General features: G+C 58.7%; 18 protein-coding genes. 6 read left to right on the forward strand and 12 right to left on the reverse strand.

Features of this window, described 5'->3' with window-relative positions; translation table 11 throughout:
- The first annotated feature begins 161 nt into the window (after positions 1-161).
- Positions 162-1190, forward strand: a complete 1029-nt coding sequence (locus tag SOM40_RS10230) for a Mal regulon transcriptional regulator MalI (RefSeq protein WP_166182304.1) — start codon at positions 162-164, stop codon at positions 1188-1190.
- Between the two features lie 8 nt (positions 1191-1198).
- On the opposite strand, the gene SOM40_RS10235 is transcribed toward SOM40_RS10230, so the two are convergent.
- A complete protein-coding gene (locus SOM40_RS10235; protein ID WP_320456926.1) occupies positions 1199-2089 on the reverse strand; it encodes a LysR family transcriptional regulator in 891 nt (296 codons plus the stop codon).
- A 108-nt stretch (positions 2090-2197) separates the two neighbouring features.
- On the opposite strand from SOM40_RS10235, the gene SOM40_RS10240 reads away from it, so the two are divergent.
- The gene (locus tag SOM40_RS10240; protein ID WP_320456925.1) at positions 2198-3178 is read left to right on the forward strand and encodes an MBL fold metallo-hydrolase; all 981 of its coding nucleotides are present in this window, start codon (positions 2198-2200) and stop codon (positions 3176-3178) included.
- A 15-nt stretch (positions 3179-3193) separates the two neighbouring features.
- Complete coding sequence (locus SOM40_RS10245) at positions 3194-4048, forward strand: alpha/beta fold hydrolase (RefSeq protein ID WP_313824637.1); 855 nt, start codon at positions 3194-3196, stop codon at positions 4046-4048.
- 39 nt (positions 4049-4087) lie between these two features.
- Here the strand turns inward: SOM40_RS10245 and SOM40_RS10250 are convergent, their stop codons facing one another.
- Both SOM40_RS10250 and manA read right to left on the reverse strand, forming a co-directional pair.
- Complete coding sequence (locus tag SOM40_RS10250; RefSeq protein ID WP_106993744.1) at positions 4088-5638, reverse strand: YdgA family protein; 1551 nt, start codon at positions 5636-5638, stop codon at positions 4088-4090.
- 101 nt (positions 5639-5739) lie between these two features.
- The gene (gene manA, locus SOM40_RS10255) at positions 5740-6912 is read right to left on the reverse strand and encodes a mannose-6-phosphate isomerase (RefSeq protein WP_320456924.1); all 1173 of its coding nucleotides are present in this window, start codon (positions 6910-6912) and stop codon (positions 5740-5742) included.
- Positions 6913-7112: 200 nt separating this feature from the next.
- On the opposite strand from manA, the gene fumA reads away from it, so the two are divergent.
- Positions 7113-8759: a class I fumarate hydratase FumA gene (fumA, locus tag SOM40_RS10260; protein WP_106993746.1), complete on the forward strand. Its 1647-nt coding sequence runs from the start codon at positions 7113-7115 to the stop codon at positions 8757-8759.
- 139 nt (positions 8760-8898) lie between these two features.
- Positions 8899-10293, forward strand: coding sequence for a class II fumarate hydratase (gene fumC, locus SOM40_RS10265; RefSeq protein ID WP_320456923.1), 1395 nt, complete (start codon positions 8899-8901; stop codon positions 10291-10293).
- On the opposite strand, the gene tus is transcribed toward fumC, so the two are convergent.
- The 6 genes from tus to rstA all read right to left on the reverse strand — a co-directional run bounded on the left by tus (position 10294) and on the right by rstA (position 16291).
- Positions 10294-11223: a DNA replication terminus site-binding protein gene (tus, locus tag SOM40_RS10270; RefSeq protein ID WP_320456922.1), complete on the reverse strand. Its 930-nt coding sequence runs from the start codon at positions 11221-11223 to the stop codon at positions 10294-10296. It abuts the gene before it with no gap.
- Positions 11224-11296: 73 nt separating this feature from the next.
- Positions 11297-12595, reverse strand: a complete 1299-nt coding sequence (gene rstB, locus SOM40_RS10275; protein WP_320456921.1) for a two-component system sensor histidine kinase RstB — start codon at positions 12593-12595, stop codon at positions 11297-11299.
- 65 nt (positions 12596-12660) lie between these two features.
- On the reverse strand, positions 12661-13431 hold the full coding sequence (locus tag SOM40_RS10280; RefSeq protein ID WP_320456920.1) for an ABC transporter ATP-binding protein: 771 nt from the start codon (positions 13429-13431) through the stop codon (positions 12661-12663).
- Positions 13428-14480: a FecCD family ABC transporter permease gene (locus SOM40_RS10285; RefSeq protein ID WP_320456919.1), complete on the reverse strand. Its 1053-nt coding sequence runs from the start codon at positions 14478-14480 to the stop codon at positions 13428-13430. The genes SOM40_RS10280 and SOM40_RS10285 overlap by 4 nt, the downstream gene beginning before the upstream one ends.
- Positions 14477-15478 (reverse strand): ABC transporter substrate-binding protein, encoded by a 1002-nt coding sequence (locus SOM40_RS10290; protein WP_414672270.1) that lies wholly within the window; start codon positions 15476-15478, stop codon positions 14477-14479. The genes SOM40_RS10285 and SOM40_RS10290 overlap by 4 nt, the downstream gene beginning before the upstream one ends.
- Positions 15479-15574: 96 nt before the next feature.
- The gene (rstA, locus tag SOM40_RS10295) at positions 15575-16291 is read right to left on the reverse strand and encodes a two-component system response regulator RstA (RefSeq protein WP_320456918.1); all 717 of its coding nucleotides are present in this window, start codon (positions 16289-16291) and stop codon (positions 15575-15577) included.
- A gap of 128 nt (positions 16292-16419) precedes the next feature.
- Here rstA and SOM40_RS10300 point away from each other — a divergent pair, with 128 nt between their 5' ends.
- Positions 16420-16755 carry a GlpM family protein gene (locus tag SOM40_RS10300; protein WP_106993753.1) on the forward strand — a complete coding sequence of 112 codons (336 nt, stop codon included), beginning with the start codon at positions 16420-16422 and terminating at the stop codon, positions 16753-16755.
- On the opposite strand, the gene folM is transcribed toward SOM40_RS10300, so the two are convergent.
- The 3 genes from folM to ydgH form a co-directional block, all read right to left on the reverse strand.
- A complete protein-coding gene (gene folM / locus SOM40_RS10305) occupies positions 16752-17474 on the reverse strand; it encodes a dihydromonapterin reductase (RefSeq protein WP_106993754.1) in 723 nt (240 codons plus the stop codon). The genes SOM40_RS10300 and folM overlap by 4 nt on opposite strands.
- Positions 17475-17512: 38 nt before the next feature.
- Positions 17513-18895: an amino acid permease gene (locus tag SOM40_RS10310; RefSeq protein WP_106993755.1), complete on the reverse strand. Its 1383-nt coding sequence runs from the start codon at positions 18893-18895 to the stop codon at positions 17513-17515.
- A 186-nt stretch (positions 18896-19081) separates the two neighbouring features.
- The gene (gene ydgH, locus SOM40_RS10315) at positions 19082-20035 is read right to left on the reverse strand and encodes a DUF1471 family protein YdgH (RefSeq protein WP_320456917.1); all 954 of its coding nucleotides are present in this window, start codon (positions 20033-20035) and stop codon (positions 19082-19084) included.
- Between the last annotated feature and the right edge of the window lie 118 nt (positions 20036-20153).

Consider the following 20153-nt stretch of genomic DNA (forward strand, 5'->3'; position numbering starts at 1 on the left):
GTTAAAATAGATTTAACTGCCTCAGTGCTGCGAGAAGATAAAACGTTTTATCAAAGTTTAGTGCGCGCTAAATCACATTCTCAGGCTTTGGCAGAGAGTATAAAGATAACGTATTGATAAAACGTTTTACCGATCTCATTATCAGGGAGTCACGCCACCACATGGCTGTAGCGAAAAAGATCACCATCAATGACGTCGCCCTGGCGGCGGGCGTTTCCGTTAGCACCGTTTCGCTGGTGCTGAGCGGGAAAGGGCGGATCTCCTCCGCGACGGGACAGCGCGTCAACGATGCAGTTGAACAGCTGGGATTTGTGCGCAATCGCCAGGCCTCGGCGCTGCGCGGTGGGCAGAGCGGGGTGATTGGCCTGATCGTCCGCGACCTCACCTCGCCGTTCTATGCTGAACTGACGGTGGGCCTGACCGAAGCGCTGGAAGCCCAGGGGCGGATGGTCTTTTTGCTCCACGGCGGGCGTGAGGCCGATCAGCTGCTTCAGCGCCTCGATATGCTCCTGACCCAGGGAGTGGACGGCGTGATCGTTGCGGGTGCCTCCGGGGCGAGCAATGAACTGTGCGAGCGGGCGGCGGAGAAGGGCGTGCCGCTGGTGTTCGCCTCTCGCGCCAGCTATCTGGACGAAGCCGATACCCTGCGTCCGGATAACATGCAGGCAGCACAAATGCTGACCGAACATCTTATTCGTCGCGGCCATCAGCGGATTGCCTGGCTGGGGGGGCAAAGCTCGTCGCTGACCCGCGCCGAACGGGTGGGCGGCTACTGCTCGACGCTGATCAAATACGGCCTGCCGTTCCACAGCGAGTGGGTGGTGGAGTGTGGTTCCAGCCAGAAGCAGGCGGCCGAGGCGATCGGCACATTACTGCGCGCCAGCCCCACCATTAGCGCCGTGATTTGCTATAACGACGTCATCGCCATGGGGGCCTGGTTTGGCCTGATCCGCGCCGGACGCCAGAGCGGGGACGGCGGAGTGGAAACTTTCTTTGGCCATCAGGTGGCGCTGGGGGCCTTTGCGGATGTATCCGAAAACGCGCTGGACGATCTGCCTATCGTCTGGGCGACGACTCCGGCGCGGGAGATGGGCTATACCCTGGCGGACCGCATGATGCAGCGAATTGAGAAATCCGACGTGCCGGCCGGGCACCAGATTGTGTCGGCCCGGCTGGTGACGGTGAAGTAGCCTCAGGGTTATGGCGTGAGCGGGTTCAGCACCAGCCGCGCCTCCAGCGCCTCGACAAATTTTCGCACTTTCGCAGGGATCAGCCGCGACGTGGGGTAAACGGCCCACACCGCCAGCGCTTCCGGCTCGGCATCCTGCAGAACGATCCGCTCCAACTGGCCTTGCGCCAGAGCGGGGGCAACGTACCAGCGGGATAAGTTAGCGATCCCCATTCCCCCCGCGCAGGCTTCAAAGATCGCCTCAATGGAGTTCGCCGAAAACCGCCCCGACACTTTTTGCCTGTTCCGCTGCCCGGCCTGGTCGAACGACCAGTGGGTGGTGTCAGAGGTGGTTAAGCAGCTGTGCGCCGCCAGATCGCTGAGCGTTTGCGGATAGCCGTTCGCCGCCAGGTAATCGGCACTGGCGCACAGGTCGCGGGCATTGTCACACAGCCGATGGGCAACCAGCCGGTTGTCCCGCAGCGGGGCGATGCGCAACGCCACGTCGATCCCTTTCCCGACAATATCCACCTGCTCGTCAGTGGCAAGCAGATCGACCTGCAGGGCCGGATGCTGGCGCATAAAGTCGGGCAGCATCGGGGCGATGATCTTGCGGCCAAACGCCGCCGAGGCGGTGATGCGCAGCCGCCCGGAAAGGTGGGCGCCATCGGGAAACAGATCGGCCAGGGCATTGGTTTTATCTTCCAGCAGCGCCTGGGCGTGGGGTAAAAAGACCTCGCCATCGCTGGTCGGCGACAGGGATCGCGTGGTGCGATGCACCAGTCGGACTCCCAGCTCGGCTTCCAGGTTATTGAGGCAGCGCGACGCCGCCATAGCGCTCATCGACAGTCGACGCGCGGCACCCGCCAGGCTGCCCGCTTTTATCGCTTCAACGAAGACTTCCACATCGTCCAGTCTCATTATCTCGCATCCCGTTATACTGACCTATCAAATTACACATCTACACTAATTATCGTTATAGCGCCATAGTCTCTCCACATCCTGATAAACAGTGAATTCGGAGTGACAATGAAAAAGATGACAGCGGTTCTGGCCCTCAGCAGCCTGTTTCTGATGGGCTCAACATGGGCAGATGCCCCCGCTCAGGTGCGTCAGCAGGTGCCGGGGTATTACCGCCTGGCGGTGGGGCAAAATGAGGTGACGGCGCTGTTCGATGGCTATAACGATCTCTCGCCGTCGCTGTTGAAAGGGCTCGCGGCCGACAAAATTCGCGATCTGCTGGCGCAGCATAAGATCGATGCCGAACGCATGCCCACCTCGTTTAACGCCTTTCTGGTGAATACCGGGAAACATCTGGTGATGATTGACAGCGGGGCGGGCCACTGCGTGCCGCAAACCGCCGGGCAACTGATTCCCAATATGGAGGCCTCCGGATATCGCCCTGAGCAGGTGGACACCATCTTCCTGACCCACCTCCATCTTGATCACGTCTGCGGACTGAGCGATGCCTCGGGTAAGGCGCTGTTCCCCAATGCCACCGTCTGGGTCCCGCAGGGTGAAGCCGATTTCTGGCTGGATCCGGCGAAAGAGGCCAGTGCGCCCGCCAGTGCGAAGGAGTATTTCGCCATCGCGCAGCATGCCCTGGCAGCCTATAAAGCGACCGGACATCTGAAAACCTTCGTTCCGCCAGCCTCACCCATTCCGGAAGTGCAAACAGCATACGCAACCGGTCATACCCCTGGCAGCACGGTGTATCGCTTTGCCTCTGAAGGGAAGGCTATCAACTTTATCGGGGATCTGATCCACGCCCCGGCCGTGCAGTTCCCGCACCCGGAAGTGTCGATTCGCTTTGATGTGGATGCAAAAAAAGCCACCGCCTCCCGGGGACAGGAGTTTAACGCCCTGGCGAAAGACGGCGAGTGGATGGCGGCGGCACACCTGGCCTTCCCGGGCATCGGGCATATCACCACCAGTGCCCAGGGTTACCGCTGGAACCCGGCAATATATGGCCCTTATCAACGTGCGGCCGACGTGCCCCTGCTGAAATAAGACGAGGAAAACATCATGAAAAGTTACACCGTAACGGCTAATGGCATTCGTCAGTTCGTGGTTGAAGAGGGAGAAGGCGCCCCGGTGATCCTGCTCCACGGTTTTCCGGAAACCAACTACGCCTGGCGCTATCAAATTCCCGTCCTGGCAAAACATTACCGGGTTATCGCCCCGGATTTGCGCGGCTACGGGGAGACCGATAAACCGGCCTCCGGGTACGATAAACGCAACATGGCGCGGGATATCCGGGAGCTGATGCGCGCCCTGGGTCTGGAGAAAGTGGTGCTGGTGGGGCATGACCGCGGCGCGCGCGTCGCGACACGCTTTGCGAAAGATTACCCTGAGCTGGTGGACCGTCTGGTGGTGATGGATAACGTGCCGACGCGTATCGTGGCGCGAGATCTCAACGCCTCTATCGCCCGTGCCTACTGGTTCTTCCTGTTCCATCTGGTGCCCGATCTGCCGGAAGCCCTGATTGCCGGTCGGGAGCATATCTGGTTACGCCATTTCTTCTCGGACTGGACCTACGATCCCGCCACCATCAGCGGTGAGGCATTTGATACCTACGTGCGGGCGTATCAGGCGCCCGGTGCCGTGCGCGGAGCGATGGCGGACTATCGCGCCAACGCCGAGGATGTGGCGCAGGATCTGGCCGATGCGGAGGTGAAAATTGCCTGCCCGGTGATGTCGCTGTGGGGCAATGATTTTCACGCCGTGGGGAAACTGTTCGATATGCCGAGCGTCTGGGCAGAAATGGCGGACGATCTCAGGGCTTATGCCATTGAAGAGTGCGGCCATCTGCCGCAGGAGGAACAGCCGGAGAAAGTGAACGCCCTGCTGATGGACTTCCTCACCGGCTGGAAAGGATGACCGGCAATAAAAAACCCCTCGAAGAGGGGTTTTATACGCTTACTGCTGCGGTACAACCGGTGCGGCCGGTGGTGCCGGAACCGCTGGCGCGGCAGGTGCGCCCGGTACGCCCAGGTTCAGCGTCGGAACGCCAAACATGCCGACAAACTCTTCCAGCGGCATTTTCTGACCGTTCAGGGTTACCTGACCATTGCTGTACTGCAGGCTGGTGCTGATCACGTTATCTTCCACGGTGGTGATGCGGAACATCTGACCCATCGCCGCCAGGCCTTTAACCTGCTGGCTGGCCAGCTTGCCAGCGTCATCTTCGTTATAGCCTTCCAGCTTCGCAATCTGGGTCATGAACTCGGTCGCCATGTCCATCGGGATGGTCAGCTTGCTCTCCAGCGATTTCACGCTGCGATCCACTTCCTGAGTCAGGGTCTGGGCTTCACCCGTGGCGGTGGCCGGATCTTTCAGGAACAGCGACAGGTTGAAGTTGGTCTCGCCTTTGCTGTTTTTCCAGCTCAGCGGCGCCAGGGTCACCACTGGCTCGCCTTTCAGCAGGATCGGCAGGCTGCTGAAGAAGACTTCTGTTGCTTTCTGCTGATACAGGGCCGGGTTTTCCATCAGCGTTTTATCTGCCATCAACGCCTGGCTCTGGGTACGATACTGCTGGCTGAACTGATGCCACGCCTGGCCGTCGATATTGCCGATTTTCAGCGTCAGCTTGCCGGTACCCAGATCCTGGTTCTGCACCTTCAGGCTCTTCAGGCTGTAATCCAGCTGGCTGTTAACGCTCTTACCGTCTTTCGACAGCTCAGCCTTACCGTTCAGATCTGTCCCTTCCAGCACCGCCATCTCTTTGCCTTCAATGGCGATAGCCAGCTTATCGAGAGTCACTTTCTGATCGCCGATCCGCTCGTTAAAGTCGGTCAGATGGCTGTTGCCCTCGGTTTTCAGGTTGTTGAAGGTAAGCTGCACTTTCTGGCCGTACTCATTGACGGCATTTACCAGGCCGCTTGCCGCTTCACCTTTCAGGGAGAAGGCCTTGCCATCACGATCGGCATCCAGCTGGAAATTGCCGCCGCTGAAGGCCACTTTTTCATCGCCATTCTCGTAATTCAGCGCTTTCAGCGCGATGTCGGAGCTTGTATCACCGGAATAGCTGATGCGGGTATTGGCCTCGAACGGGGATTCATTCTTCGCCAGATCGAACAGCGGCTTAGAGGCTTCGTTGTTCACCAGCGTCGATTTCACCGAGGCCATGGACGGGATAAGGTTAAAATGCTTCAGTTGGGCCAGCGGGAAGGGGCCGTGATCAACCACTTCGTTCAGGATCAGGCTCTGCCCTGGCTGCAGCCATGGACTTTGCGTGCCAGCGGCTGGTTTCAGCACCAGCTGCAGATGGCTTTTGAACAGCCCGCGCTGGTAATCCTGATAGCCCAGCTCCAGACCGGCTTCCGGTGCGGTACGCTTCAGTTCGCTATTGGCCTGCGCCACCATCTCTGCCAGATGGCTCTCCAGCTGTTTCCCGGTATACCAGGCCGCACCTGTCCAGACCACCCCTAATGCAACAATAACGCCTGCAGCTATAACCGATTTCTTCATCGTGATTATCCCTAAAATGAAACCGAGCGGTAAAAACCGCCCAGTGAGGTCATAAGATTACCAATAGCTTAGCAACAATTGTTAAAAAATTCAGTAGACCACTAGAGCTTGTTGAAAACCCGAGCCAGACGGCCCACGCCGCTGACGCTGACCGGCGAGTCACTGGCGGCAATAAACGCCGACTCGCCCGGCTTCAGCACCAGACGCTCGTCGCCTTTGCTGACCACCGCTTCGCCCTCGACGCAGAAGAGGATCGCCGCGCTCTGCTGGGCAATCTCAGCGTCGGCGCTGCTGAGGTCGTGCAGCGAGAAGGCAAAATCCTCCACCGGGATCGGGAAGTCCAGCTCCGGGCCATTTTTCACCGGCTGGGTCAGCAGCTCTGCCGCCGGTTTGGCGACGAACTTAACGTTAGCCACCAGTTCAGGAATATCGATGTATTTCGGCGTCAGGCCCGCACGCAGCACGTTATCGGAGTTGGCCATCACCTCCAGCGCCACGCCCTTGAGATAGGCGTGCGGCGTTTCGGCGAACAGGAACATCGCTTCACCCGGCTCCAGTTTGACCACGTTCAGCAGCAGCGGCGAGAACAGGCCGCTGTCGTCCGGGTAGAATTCAGAAATGACGCGGATGGTCTGCCACGGCTCACCCTGCTGGCTGTTGAGCGCCGCTTTCAGCACCCCCAGCGCGCGGGATTTTTCGTCGCCCTGCATGTTCAGCAGGCTGGCAAAGAGGTGGCTCAGGCGATCGGCATCCGGCTTTTCGAGGAAGTGAGCAATGGCGCTGTGCGCCCCGGCCACCGGCTGCAGCAGGGAGACAATTTCAGAGAATTCGCGGAAGGCGTTCATCGCCAGGAACGGCGTTAAGGCGAACACCAGCTCCGGTTTGTGATTCGGATCTTTGTAGTTACGCTCGGCGGCATCCAGGGGAATACCCGCCGCATTCTCTTTGGCAAAGCCCGCTTCGGAGGCCTGCTTGTTCGGGTGAACCTGAATGGAGAGCGGCTGATCGGCGCACAGCACCTTAAAGAGGAACGGCAGTTCGCCAAAACGATCGGCGACTTTACTGCCCAGCAGCGTGGTTTTATCTGCGTCGATGACCTCGCGCAGGGAACGCTCCCCGCGGGCATCGGTAATTTTTGAGCTGCTCTTCGGATGCGCGCCCATCCACAACTCTGCCATCGGCAGATTGTCCGGGTTGGCGATACCGTAGAGATCCGTTAACGCAGTTTTACTTCCCCAGGCGTAGTTCTGCACTGAGTTGATGAGTTTTTGCATTATCAAGCCCTGTTTCAAATGTGGAATTAACTGCCCGTATTAAAGCAATAAACCGTCCGGAAGTAACCTGCGCACGGAAAAAGTCGTACTAGTCTCAGTTTTTGTTAAAAAATTGTGTAGGATAAGCCAACTCGCTTTTAAGCAGGGCAAACGGAACATCTGCCTGAACCATAATCAGCAATGTCGTAAGTGAGAGATCAATGTCGAATAAACCCTTCCATTATCAGGATCCTTTCCCGCTGGCAAAGGATCAGACCGAGTATTACCTGTTAACCCGCGACCACGTCTCTGTCTCTGAGTTTGAAGGACAGGAGATCCTGAAGGTTGACCCGCAGGCGCTGACCTTACTGGCGCAACACGCCTTCCACGATGCCTCCTTCATGCTGCGCCCGGCGCATCAGCAGCAGGTGGCGGATATCCTCAGCGACCCGCAGGCCAGTGAGAATGACAAATACGTCGCCCTGCAGTTCCTGCGTAACTCCGATATCGCGGCGAAAGGCATTCTGCCGACCTGTCAGGACACCGGCACCGCCATCATCACCGGTAAAAAAGGCCAGCGCGTCTGGACCGGCGGCGGCGACGAAGCGGCTCTGGCGCACGGCGTCTATAACACCTACATCGAAGACAACCTGCGCTACTCGCAAAACGCCGCGCTGGATATGTACAAAGAGGTAAATACCGGCACCAACCTGCCGGCGCAGATCGACATCTACAGCGTCGACGGCGACGAATACAAATTCCTCTGCATCGCCAAAGGCGGCGGTTCAGCCAACAAAACCTATCTTTATCAGGAAACCAAGGCGCTGCTCTCTCCGGGCAAGCTGAAAAACTACCTGGTAGAGAAGATGCGCACCCTCGGCACCGCGGCTTGCCCGCCGTACCATATCGCGTTTGTCATCGGCGGCACCTCGGCTGAAAGCACCCTGAAAACCGTCAAGCTGGCCTCCACCAAATACTACGACGGCCTGCCAACCGAAGGTAACGAGCACGGTCAGGCGTTCCGCGACATCCAGCTTGAGCAGGAGCTGCTGGTGGAAGCGCAGAACCTCGGCCTCGGCGCGCAGTTTGGCGGCAAATATTTTGCCCATGATATCCGCGTGATCCGCCTCCCGCGTCACGGCGCCTCCTGCCCGGTGGGGATGGGCGTCTCCTGCTCGGCGGACCGTAACATCAAGGCTAAGATCAACCGCGACGGTATCTGGATCGAAAAACTGGAAAACAACCCAGGCAAATACATTCCGGAAGAGTTACGTAAAGCGGGCGAGGGCGAAGCGGTCCACGTTGACCTTAACCGTCCGATGAGCGAGATCCTCGCCCAGCTGTCGCAGTACCCGGTCTCCACTCGTCTCTCCCTGAACGGTACCATTATCGTTGGCCGTGACATCGCGCACGCTAAGCTGCAGGAGCGTCTGGATAACGGCGAAGGGCTGCCGCAGTACGTTAAAGATCACCCGATCTACTACGCAGGCCCGGCAAAAACCCCGGACGGCTATGCCTCCGGCTCCTTAGGCCCAACCACCGCCGGACGCATGGACTCCTACGTGGATCAGCTCCAGGCCAACGGCGGGAGCATGATCATGCTGGCGAAGGGCAACCGCAGCCAGCAGGTAACGGACGCCTGCCACAAACACGGCGGCTTCTACCTCGGCAGCATCGGCGGCCCGGCCGCGGTGCTGGCGCAGGGCAGTATCAAAAGCCTCGAGTGTGTGGAGTACCCGGAGTTGGGGATGGAAGCCATCTGGAAAATTGAAGTGGAAGATTTCCCGGCGTTTATCCTCGTGGATGACAAAGGCAACGACTTCTTCAAACAGATCCAGTCCTCTCAGTGTGCGGCCTGTGTGAAGTAGTTTGAAAACCCGCCGGGTGGCGCTGCGCCACCCGGCAACAAAAAGAGCGCACAAAGCGCCATACCCTTTCCCCGTTCTCATCAATACTTGTTTCTTTGAGCTGTGAGCAATCCACTTCAGTGTTATCAAGGAGAAAGTAATGACCACCTCACGCAGTGAGAAAGATTCGATGGGTGCCATCGACGTCCCGCAGGACAAACTCTGGGGCGCGCAAACCCAGCGTTCGCTGGAACATTTCCGCATTTCCACTGAAAAAGTGCCGGTTTCGCTGATCCAGGCTCTGGCGCTGACCAAACGTGCTGCCGCCAAAGTAAACCAGGATCTAGGCCTGCTGGCGGCGGAAAAAGCCACCGCGATTATCAACGCTGCCGATGAAGTGCTTGCCGGCAAGCATCCCGATGAATTCCCGCTCGCCATCTGGCAGACCGGCTCTGGCACCCAGAGCAACATGAACATGAACGAAGTGCTGGCCAACCGCGGGAGCGAACTGCTCGGCGGCGTGCGCGGTATGGAGCGTAAGATCCACCCCAACGATGACGTCAACAAAAGCCAGAGTTCCAACGACGTCTTCCCGACGGCGATGCACGTGGCGGCGCTGATTGCCCTGCGCGAACAGCTGATCCCCCAGTTGAACGTGCTTAAACAGACCCTCGACGACAAAGCCCGGGCCTTTGCCGATATCGTCAAAATTGGCCGCACTCATCTGCAGGATGCCACGCCCCTGACCCTCGGCCAGGAGATCTCTGGCTGGGTAGCGATGCTCGACCACAACCTGCGCCATATCGACCATAGCCTGCCGCACCTGGCGGAGCTGGCGCTGGGCGGTACCGCGGTGGGGACCGGGCTCAATACCCATCCAGAGTATGCAGTGCGCGTGGCGGAAGAGCTGGCGACCATCACCGGCCAGCCGTTTGTCACCGCGCCGAACAAGTTCGAAGCGCTGGCCACCTGCGATGCGCTGGTCCATGCCCACGGGGCGCTGAAAGGGCTGGCGGCCTCGCTGATGAAAATCGCCAACGACGTGCGCTGGCTGGCCTCCGGGCCGCGCTGCGGCATCGGCGAGATCAGCATTCCCGAGAACGAGCCGGGCAGCTCCATCATGCCGGGCAAGGTCAACCCGACCCAGTGCGAAGCCATGACCATGCTCTGCTGTCAGGTGATGGGCAACGACGTGGCGGTGAACATGGGCGGGGCCTCAGGCAACTTTGAGCTGAACGTCTATCGCCCGATGGTGATCCATAACTTCCTGCAGTCGGTGCGACTGCTGGCGGATGGCATGGAGAGCTTTAACGAGCACTGCGCGGTGGGCATTGAGCCGAACCGCGAGCGCATCAGCCAGCTGCTTAACGAGTCGTTAATGCTGGTGACCGCGCTCAATACCCATATCGGCTACGACAAGGCGGCGGAAATCGCCAAAAAAGCGCACAAAGAGGGGCTGACCCTCAAAGCCGCTGCCCTGGCGCTGGGGTATCTCACCGAGGCCGAGTTCGACAGCTGGGTTCGCCCGGAAGAGATGGTCGGCAGCCTGAAATAGTTACTCCGCCACGTACAGGTGCAGCCGCGGGATGATTAAGCGCAGCGGCTGTGCCTGCGGTTTATAGCGGTGCTGAACGTTATCCGCATCGTAATTCAGTAGTTCACCAATATCCGGGATCACCGCCCCCTGGTCGGCGTCGTACAGGGCGATCAGCGGCGTCGGACAGGCATACTGAACCTGCTTCTGCTGTCCGGCATACCAGACCCGGGCGATGGGTTGCACCTTCACCGGCCGTTTGATCTTCAGCCGCGCCTCCGCCGGCAGGGAATGAATGGCGGTGTACTCCGCCTCCAGCCGCTCCACCCACTGATCCCGGGACCAGGGCGCCACGGCGCGCGGGGACTTGAGGCTTTTCTCCAGCATCGCCAGCACTTCATCGCGGGTGAAATTTTTGATGATGTGCTTATTGGCCCAGCCGAAGCGCAGGGTGGCGGGGTGGTTGATGACCGTTAACGTGCGGTAGGCGTTGAGAGTAATCAACCCCGGCAACTGATGATGCACCCACTCAAAGCGGGCGGCGGGAGCCAGTCCAGAGTCCTCGGTGACGATTTTTTCAAATTCCGCCTTCAGGGCGTTAATGCTCGCGATCTGGTCCGTCAGCTGCGCCCTGTGGACGGCATCGCTCTGCAGGCAGATCACCCCTGGCAGGCGCACGGCGGCCTTGCTGCTGCGGGTTTCCGACTGCTGCTGAATAAACAGGTGACGGTAATGTTGCAGCGCCATCATCAGCGCCTCCTTGCCAATATGCTGCTTCACCGCGATGGCGTTGAGCGGATCGTGCTCGGCGCCTTTGGCGACGTCCGGCAGGGAAAAGACGCGGCCCGCCAGTAAGCGGCAGGACTGCAGATCGTCCGTGAGTTGTGCCAGCTCATGCTCCATCTGGCGGAAGGTTGAGTTTAAGCGTTCGAGCAGATCGTAAGTTGCCATAGCACACCACATTAGTTACAACATACTCAATATATAGCACAGCACGCCGGGTCAGGCCAGCGTGCGGTTTGGGTCAGTCAGGGATCGGCAGGGCGATGTGGTGCCAGACGGGCCAGGTAAAGCAGAACCGGGCTCCGCCGAGATCGCTCGCGTCACAGCTGACGTCACCCCCCAGCGCCTGGGCGATAGAGTGGACGATAGCCAGCCCGAGCCCGCAGCCGCCGGTAGCGCGGTCCCGGCTCGGGTCGAGACGGACAAAGGGCTCAAACACCTGCTGGCGGGCCTCTGGCGCGATACCGGGGCCATCATCTTCCACCGACAGCGTGGCGCGACTGCCGTTCAGCTGCAGCGAAATCCGCAGGGTATTATCGCTGTAGCGCAGGGCGTTATTGACCAGGTTATCCAGCACCCGCTCCATCAAACGCATATCCAGCGCGCCATAGTCCCCGTTCATGCTGTCGATCAGCAGCCTGCGCTGGGGGTTGACGCTCTGGACGTCCTCAACGTAGCTGCGCAGCCAGCCGGGCAGGTCCGGGGTAGTGAGCTTCAGTTCATTCTGCGGACGGTCGAGGCGGGCATAGGTCAGCAGCTCCTCTATCAACGCTTCAAGCTGGCCGATATCACGGTTCAGCGCCTGCGACTCCGCCGCGGTCAGGTTTTCACTCATCTCCAGCCGGTAGCGCAGCCGCACCAGGGGAGTGCGCAGCTCGTGGGCGATACCGTCGATCAGCTGTTTTTTGCTGGCGATCAGAGCATTGATATTGTCGGCCATCTGGTTAAAGGCCACCCCGAGGCGCTCAAAGCTGGACCCGCTGTCGAAGTGGATCCGCTCGGTCAGATGTCCGTCGCCAAAGCGCTGGGCGGCGGCCTCGAGGCGCAGCATGTCCTGCCAGTGAGGCCGCATCCAGATAAACACCGGGAAGGCCAGCGAAATGGCGATAAAGGCCAGCAGGGCGATATCCAGCAGGCGCATCTGGTGCAGGAAGTAGAGGTAGGGCACCGGACCAACCGCCAGCACGTAGTGGCTGCGCGGGATGCGCTGGATAAAGGTGTACTGATCGTCCAGCGCTACGATGTCACCGCTGCGCAAACGCTGCATGGTCGGGGCATCCAGGTCGTACTTTTTCAGCGGCTCGATGCGCAGCTTGAAGGAGAGATTCAGATCCAGCTCTTTGATGGTGCGCGCCCAGTCGTGAGGGGGGATCTCACGCAGTTCGCTGCGCATCAGATAGAGCGAGCTTTTCATCAAATCATCCAGCGACTGCCTGCCTGCGCGCTCGGCGGTGAACTTGTAGACCAGCCCGACCAGCATGGTCATCACCAGGAAGCAGACAAACAGCAGGAGGTAAAACTGCACGAACAGTTTTTTCATTACATATTACCCAACTACAACGCGTTAATGATGCTGCCCCGCCAGAGGAAGGGACCTGGCACACTTTACGCAATCGGCTGCCTCATGGCATAGCGAATATTTAACGTAGCGCCTCGCTTAATGACGTTCGCTTTGACATGCCAGGCATTCTCGATCAGATCCGGAGTCAACACGGCATCAGGCGGCCCGCTGGCCATCACTGTACCTGATTTCAGCAGGACCAGCCGCTGGCAGTAGTTGGCGGCGAGATTAAGATCGTGCAGCGCCACCACCACCGTGACGGGCAGCTGCGTTATCAACGTCATCAGCTCCAGCTGATACTCAATATCCAGGTGGTTAGTGGGCTCGTCGAGGATCAGTAGCCCCGGCTGCTGGGCCAGGGCGCGGGCGATTTGCGTCCGCTGCCGCTCCCCGCCGGAGAGTTGCCGCCACAGCCGGTGACGCAGACCGGAGAGTTTCATCAGCCGGATCGCGTTCTCAACCGCGATGTCGTCGGTTTCGTTCCAGCCAAAAAGTCCCCTGCGGTGCGGGGTGCGTCCCAGACGAACAATCTGCTCAACGCAAAGCTCGCCGTCGACCTCAGCGTGCTGAGGCACAAACGCCAGCTGTTTGGCCCGCTCCCGCAGGGGGATCTCGTTGAGTGGGGTACCGTCGAGCCGGATGTGGTGGGCATGACGCGGCAATAACCCGGCCAGACAGCGCAGCAGCGTGGATTTACCCGAGCCATTCGGCCCCAGCAGGCCAACAACTTCACCCGTCGCCAGATCCAGGTCGATATCGTGCAGGATTTTTCGCGACTGCAGGGTTACCTGCAATCCGCGTAATGCAATAGTCATACTCTTTTCTCCCGGCTGCGATACAGCAGGACCACAAAAGCGGGCGCGCCCACCAGCGCGGTCACCACGCCAATGGGTAGCACCTGATGAGTAATAAGCGTCCGGGAAACCACATCGGCGAGGATCATAAAATGACTCCCGATCAGGAAGGTCAGGGGAATGGCGCGGCGATGCCCGGGACCACACAGCATCCGGGTAATATGCGGGATCACCAGCCCGACAAACCCTACCGCACCAATGATACTGACCATCACCGCGGTCACCAGCGCACAGGTGAGGAGCAGCATCATGCGCACGAGGGCTACCGGCACGCCCAGCGTGGTCGAAACATCGTCCCCGAAGGTAAAGGTATCCAGCGAACGCGAAAAGGTGAATATCACCGTAAATCCGGCCAACACCACCGCCAGAGCCAGCAGGGCATCCGGCCAGCGAACGCCGCTCAGACTCCCCAGCAGCCAGAACATCACGCTGCGCGACTGCTCCGCATTTGCGGAGGTGCTGACAATGTACGCGGTCATGGCGTTGAACAGCTGCGTGCCGGCGATGCCCGCCAGCAAGATGCGTGGTGGGCTGTCGGTCATGCCGTGGGTGATCAGCATGATAAGCCCAAACGCGCAGCAGGCGCCCAGAAAGGCCCCCCCGCTGATACCCAGCGTACTGCCACCCAACCCCAGTAACATGACGCAGACCGCGCCCAGCGATGCCCCCGAGGAGATCCCCAGCAGATAGGGCTCGGCCAGCGGGTTACGCAGAATGGCCTGCATCACCAAACCGCACAGCGCCAGCCCCCCTCCGCTGCAGGCCGCCATCAGGGCCCGGCTCATGCGGTACTGCCAGACAATGCCTTCCTCAACCTGCGGCAGAGGCCAGGTGCCCAGCCCCAGACCGTTGAGGATGGCTTTGCCCGCAGTGGTATACGAAACCGGCATATCACCCACGGTCGCGGCGAAAACCAGCATTAACGGCAGCGTCAGTAACCCAACAGCCATCAGGCCAGGCTGTCGCCAGCGCGGCGCGATAAAGGGAACACGGAGAGTTACTATGTTCATCGTTCAGCCTGAAACGCCGCCAGTTTTTCACTGATCGCCTCGACGGCATCGACATTGCGCAATGATGGATTCAGGGACATCGCGGGCACGACAATAATGTGGCCTTTTTTCACGGCGGGTAAGTTTCTGGTTACCGGGTCATCGTACAAAAAGGCTTTTTTAACAGCCACATCATCAGCCGGGTAAAGCCGCCGGGACATCTCTGCAATCACGATCACGTCAGGCTGCGCCTGGACAATGTGTTCCCAGGTTACGGCGGGCCATTCATCCCGGGAATCAATAATGTTCTTCAGTCCCAGGGTGTGGCTGATCCAGCCCGGCGTGCCATAATCGCCCGCCACCCAGGGCTCGCCTTTGAGACGGCTGCTGGAGAACCAGAACACCACTTTCAACGGTTTGACGTGCTGAGAAGCAACGCGCGTCTGTGCCTTCTGAATACGCAGGTTCAGCGCCTCGTTGAGTTTTTTTCCCTGCGACTGGACATCGAAAAGGGTAGCCAGCTCATCGATTTCACGTTCGATTTCCGCGATGGAGAACGGTGTGCTGCGAGCGCCGTCGGCATTCGAGCTGTCGGTGACGCTTTTGCCGATGCAGTCGGCGGGGGAAATCCAGGTCGGAATACCCAGGGTGGCAAACTGCTCGCGAGTGCCTGTTTCCCCCTGCGGCCCGATATGCCAGTGATATTGCGCCAGCACCAGATCGGGATTTTGTGCAGTCACCGCTTCAAAGGATGGGGCGTTATCTGCCAGTTTTTTTATTCCCTTACCGCGCTCCGCCAGCGTATCGGGGAGTGGACCAAACCAGACCGACGTGGCGCTGATCTTCTTTTCAAGCCCCAGCGCCAGCAGGAGCTCCGTCTCGTGCTGCCCGACAGTCACCACCCGCTGCGGGGCGTGCGTAAAGGTCTCTTTGATCCCGCAGTTTTCTATCGTCAGCGGATAAACCGGTGCCGCAAAAACCGAATGTGCGAAGGTTGCCAGAACCGACGCCAGCACCATCTGTTTGATTACCACAATCCCACCCTCATAATTGTTATGTTATAACATAATACATATTATGCAGACGGGCGCAAAAGATTAATCAGCAGGAGAGAGTCAGATATCCCAGGCGTGCGGCGCGAAAAGATAGCCTTTATTGCGCACGGTTTTAATCCGGAAGGGTTCGGTGGCGTTATCCAGCAGTTTTTTGCGCAGGCGGGAGATCGCCACGTCCACGCTGCGGTCCATGCCATCGTAGCTGACGCCGCGCAGGTTTTTCAGCAGCGCGTCCCGGTCCATGATCTGTCCGGCATGGGTCGCCAGCTCCCACAGCAGATCGAAATCCGCCGTCGACAGCGCCACCTGCTCACCGGACAGCAGAACCTGACGATTCACCGGATCGATGGACAGCGTGCCAAACCTCAGGGCTTTATGCGGGGTTAACAGCGGGGCGGGGGCATCACTGGAGGCCGCAACGTGCTGGCGCAGATGCAGGCGCAGGCGTGCGAGCAGCACTGCCGGTGGGGTGGTTTTCAGAATATAGTCGTTGGCCCCCATCTCGAGGGATAAAATATGGTTCATGTCGCTGTCGAGGGAGGTCAGCAGCACAATCGGGCCCTGCCAGCGGGCACGCAGATCCCGGCACAGGGTCATACCGTCTTTACCGGGTAACATAATATCCAGCAGCACCAGATCGGGTTTTTCGCTCGCCACTAGCCCTTCGGCACGATCCCCACGCGGTTCGACGATAACGTCCATATCATGTTTAGCCAGATACGCGGCTATCAACTGGCCGACTTCGGGTTCATCTTCAACGTATACGATCTTGTTCATAGCCAGTCTGCGTCTGCGAAAAAAACCAACATACACCGCATAACCTTAACCTTACATTAATCATTCGCAAATAGTTGCCGTTCCGCTATGCTGCCGGGGATTGTTATTCAGTTGTTAAGGGAAATGGGATGGGACTGGTGATAAAAGCGGCCATCGGCGCGCTGGTGGTTTTACTGATTGGCATACTGGCAAAAACGAAAAATTATTACATCGCCGGGTTGCTGCCGCTGTTCCCGACTTTTGCCCTGATTGCCCACTATATTGTCGCCTCCGAGCGCGGCATCGAGGCGCTGCGCACCACCATCATCTTTGGCATGTGGGCAATTATTCCGTACTTCCTCTATCTGCTGTCGCTGTGGTACTTCATCGGCGTGATGCGTCTGCCCCTGGCGCTGGGCGGGGCAGTGGTCTGCTGGTGCCTCAGCGCCTGGGTATTAATCTTCTGCTGGAGCCGTTTTCACTAGCGTAACGGCCGCCCGCCATCGACGCCGAACGACCGGCCGGTCACATAGCAGCTGGTCAGAATGTAGTCGATTAAGTCGATCACCTCTTTTTCACCGGGGGCGATCTTCATCAGCGATTTATTCAGCGCCTGCTGGCGATAGTCGGCATCGTCGTGCTCGTTAAAGAGGATCAGCGACGGGGCGATGGCGTTGACCTTCACCTCCGGCGCCAGCTTGCGGGCAAACGAGCGGGTCATGTTATCCAGCGCGGCTTTGCTGGCGGCATAGGCAATATGCTTGTCGCTGCCCCGTTCCACCACGTAGTCGGTGAAGTGGATGATGTCGCTGGCAGCATGGCCATGACCGCGAAGCAGATCCTGCAGGGCATGGTTCAGCAGGTAGGGGGCGTGAACGTGGATCTGCAGCATGCAGGAGAGGGTTTCGCTGAGCGAGGTCCCCGGAGTTTCCGACATCCATGCGCTGGCGTTATGAATGATACCGCGTAACGCCGGGGTTTCGGCTTTCACGCGCTCGGCAAAGGCCAGAATTCCCTCGTCAGTGGAAAAATCGGCCTGAATGCAGGTCGCGCCCGCCTCGCACAGGGTGGCAATCGCGGGATATTTCGTCCGATAGCTGACGATCACCGGCTGATGAAGATTCAGAAAGTGGTGGGCAAGCGCGAGGCCGATGCGACGGCCTCCGCCAGTAATCAGGATCGGGAGCGGCTTTGCATGTCCCATCGTATTCTCCTTATCCGTTCGACGATGGGAAAAGTCGCTTATCCCATCAGCATCCACGTTGCCGGTAATGCGGCAACCAGTAACATTCCAATCAACACCATTTCACGGCGTTTAAGCGCGTGTTGCAGCTGATGCGTACGTCGGGCGTAAATAAACACCAGCAGCCCAGGCGCATAAAGTACCACGGAGAGCAGCAGATGCATCGGACCAGAGGCATACAGCAGCCATAAGCCATAAATACAGGCTCCCATTCCCACGACGGTGTGCATTGGGCGGGTCGCTATTTTTAACAAATATGCGCCCACCAGGAAATAGGGTACCAGAATCATTTCCGAGGCGATGGTTAACAGCGTGTTATAGTCCGAACCTGTGAGCCAGATCAGCACCAGACAAACCTGCACGCTGATGTTGGTCAGCCACAGCGAGGCGGAAGGGGCACTGTTTTTGTTCTGACGGGCAAACAGACGGGGAAACGCTTTATGCGTCGCGGCCAGGAACGGCACTTCGGCCGCCATAATGGTCCAGCTCAGATAGGCCCCGCAGACCGACACGATCAGCCCGGCGGCAATCACCACTTCGCCCCAGGAACCCATCATGTTGACCATCAGGCCCGCCATCGACGGGTTACGCATCTCCGCCAGCTCAGGGCGGGCGACCACGCCCAGGGAGAGCAGGGTAACCAGCAGATAAACGGTCAGCGCAGCCAGCACCGCCAGCAGCGTGGCGCGGCCAACATCCTGCTTATTGCGCGCCCGGGCCGACACCACCACCGCGCCTTCCACCCCGATAAACACCCACAGGGTGATGAGCATGGTGTTTTTCACCTGCTCCCAGACCGGGACGCCCAGCGCCACGCCGGAAAAGTCCATGCTGAACACATCGAGACGAAACGCGATAAACGCCAGCACCACAAACAGCCCCAGCGGCACCAGCTTCGCCAGGGTCGCGACCAGGTTGATGCTCGCAGCGGTCTGCACGCCGCGCAGCACCAGGAAATGGACGAACCACAGCAGTACCGAGGAGCCGACGATGGACTGCCAGGTATTGCCATCGCCAAACAGGCGCAGTTCAGGCGTATCGGTAAAGAAACTCAGCGCAGAGAAGACGATCACCAGATAAGAGACGTTGGCGATCACCGCGCACAGCCAGTAACCCCATGCGGAACAGAAGCCCACCAGCTCACCAAAGCCTTCACGGGCGTAGGTGAAAATGCCGCCGTCGAGATCGGGACGGATGCGCGTCAGCAGCAGCATGGCGAAGGCCAGCAGCAGGATCCCGACACCGGTGATCCCCCAGCCGATAAGCAGCGCGGACGGGCTGGCAACGGCTGCCATATTCTGCGGCAGACTGAATACACCTGCACCGAGCATGGAGCTTAAAACAAGCGCAGTTAAAGCGCTCAGGCCAAGTTTCTTTTCCATTGGCTTCCTTTTTAAAAAGGGTCAGATCCAGAATAATTATTTCGTCGAAGCGCATAAAAATGGTGGATCACACTAAGGCGCGGGATTTTACGGAGTGTCACGAAGGCATGCAATGAGGAAGGGCTGAATTGTGCTTAAAAAGCCAAAAAAAAGGCGGCATTACGCCGCCTTTGGGTATCTGATGACTTATTTGTACAGATCGGCGCTGATGGTGATGTTATTACCGCGTTCCTGCCACTGGCGGGTGATGTGGTAATACTTGGCCCCTTTCTTCGCCGCACGCTTCGCCACCTGGTAGGAGATCTCGGTCATGTTGCCGTAGTTACCGGTGAACTTGATGCTGTCGAACGGCACCATCTGCGCAGCAGTGGCGTTGTTCAGCTCTTCAATTTTGGTGCCGTCGTTGAGAGTAACGCTGTAGCGGCCGCCTTTGGTGGTCTGGGTTTCAAAGAAACGGCCCACACCGGCAACGGAGGCACCAGGCGCTGCGCTGGTTGCCACGCCAGGGATTTCCACTTTCTTCGCTTCTTCGCCGCCTTTAGCGATCGCTGCGCGACCTGCCTCAGAGTTGGCCGGGATCGCATCCGGGCTTTGCAGGACGCGTTTTTTGGCGTCTTTTTTGTAGACGTAGGCGGTGATGCGCTGGTTGCCGCCATCGTTGGCATCGATCTGGCGAACGATGTAGTAAGAGTCAGCCCCTTTCGCCTTCGCGGCTTTGGTGATGGCGTCGTTCACATCCGGCTGGCTGCGGTAGAAGCCCTGAACGGTGACGGTATCAAACGGTTCAAGCATCACGGCCTGATCTTTAGGCAGCTCCATCACATTGTTGATAACGCGATTTTTCTGCACTTCCGCTTTTGGGGCATTCTCTTTATACAGTGCAACGGTTACGCGCTGGTTGCCGCTGCTGCCGTATTCGGAGTTATCCACGACGTAAAATGCGGCGGCGCCCTCTTTATCGGCGCGTTTGGAGGCGGCATTGACCGCATCGCTAATGGAGTTAAAACGACCTACGATCGTAACGCTATCGTAAGGTTTCGTAGCAGCCGCTTGCTCCGGCGTTAACTCTGTTGCGGCATTGGCAGACAGGGCGGTCGCAGCAAGGAGTGCGGACGCCAGGAGAGTGTTCTTAAGCTTCATAAAAATAATCCTTCGCCTTACGCAAACCAGGTACTGGTCTAATTGTTAATTTGAAAACGTTGACGATTATGGCATTTAACACCCGTCGCTGTCTGCGCGATTTTTCACGACCGATGCG

It is taken from the genome of Leclercia sp. CFBP8987 (assembly GCF_034044995.2).
Classification (GTDB): Bacteria; Pseudomonadota; Gammaproteobacteria; order Enterobacterales; family Enterobacteriaceae; genus Enterobacter; species Enterobacter tamurae.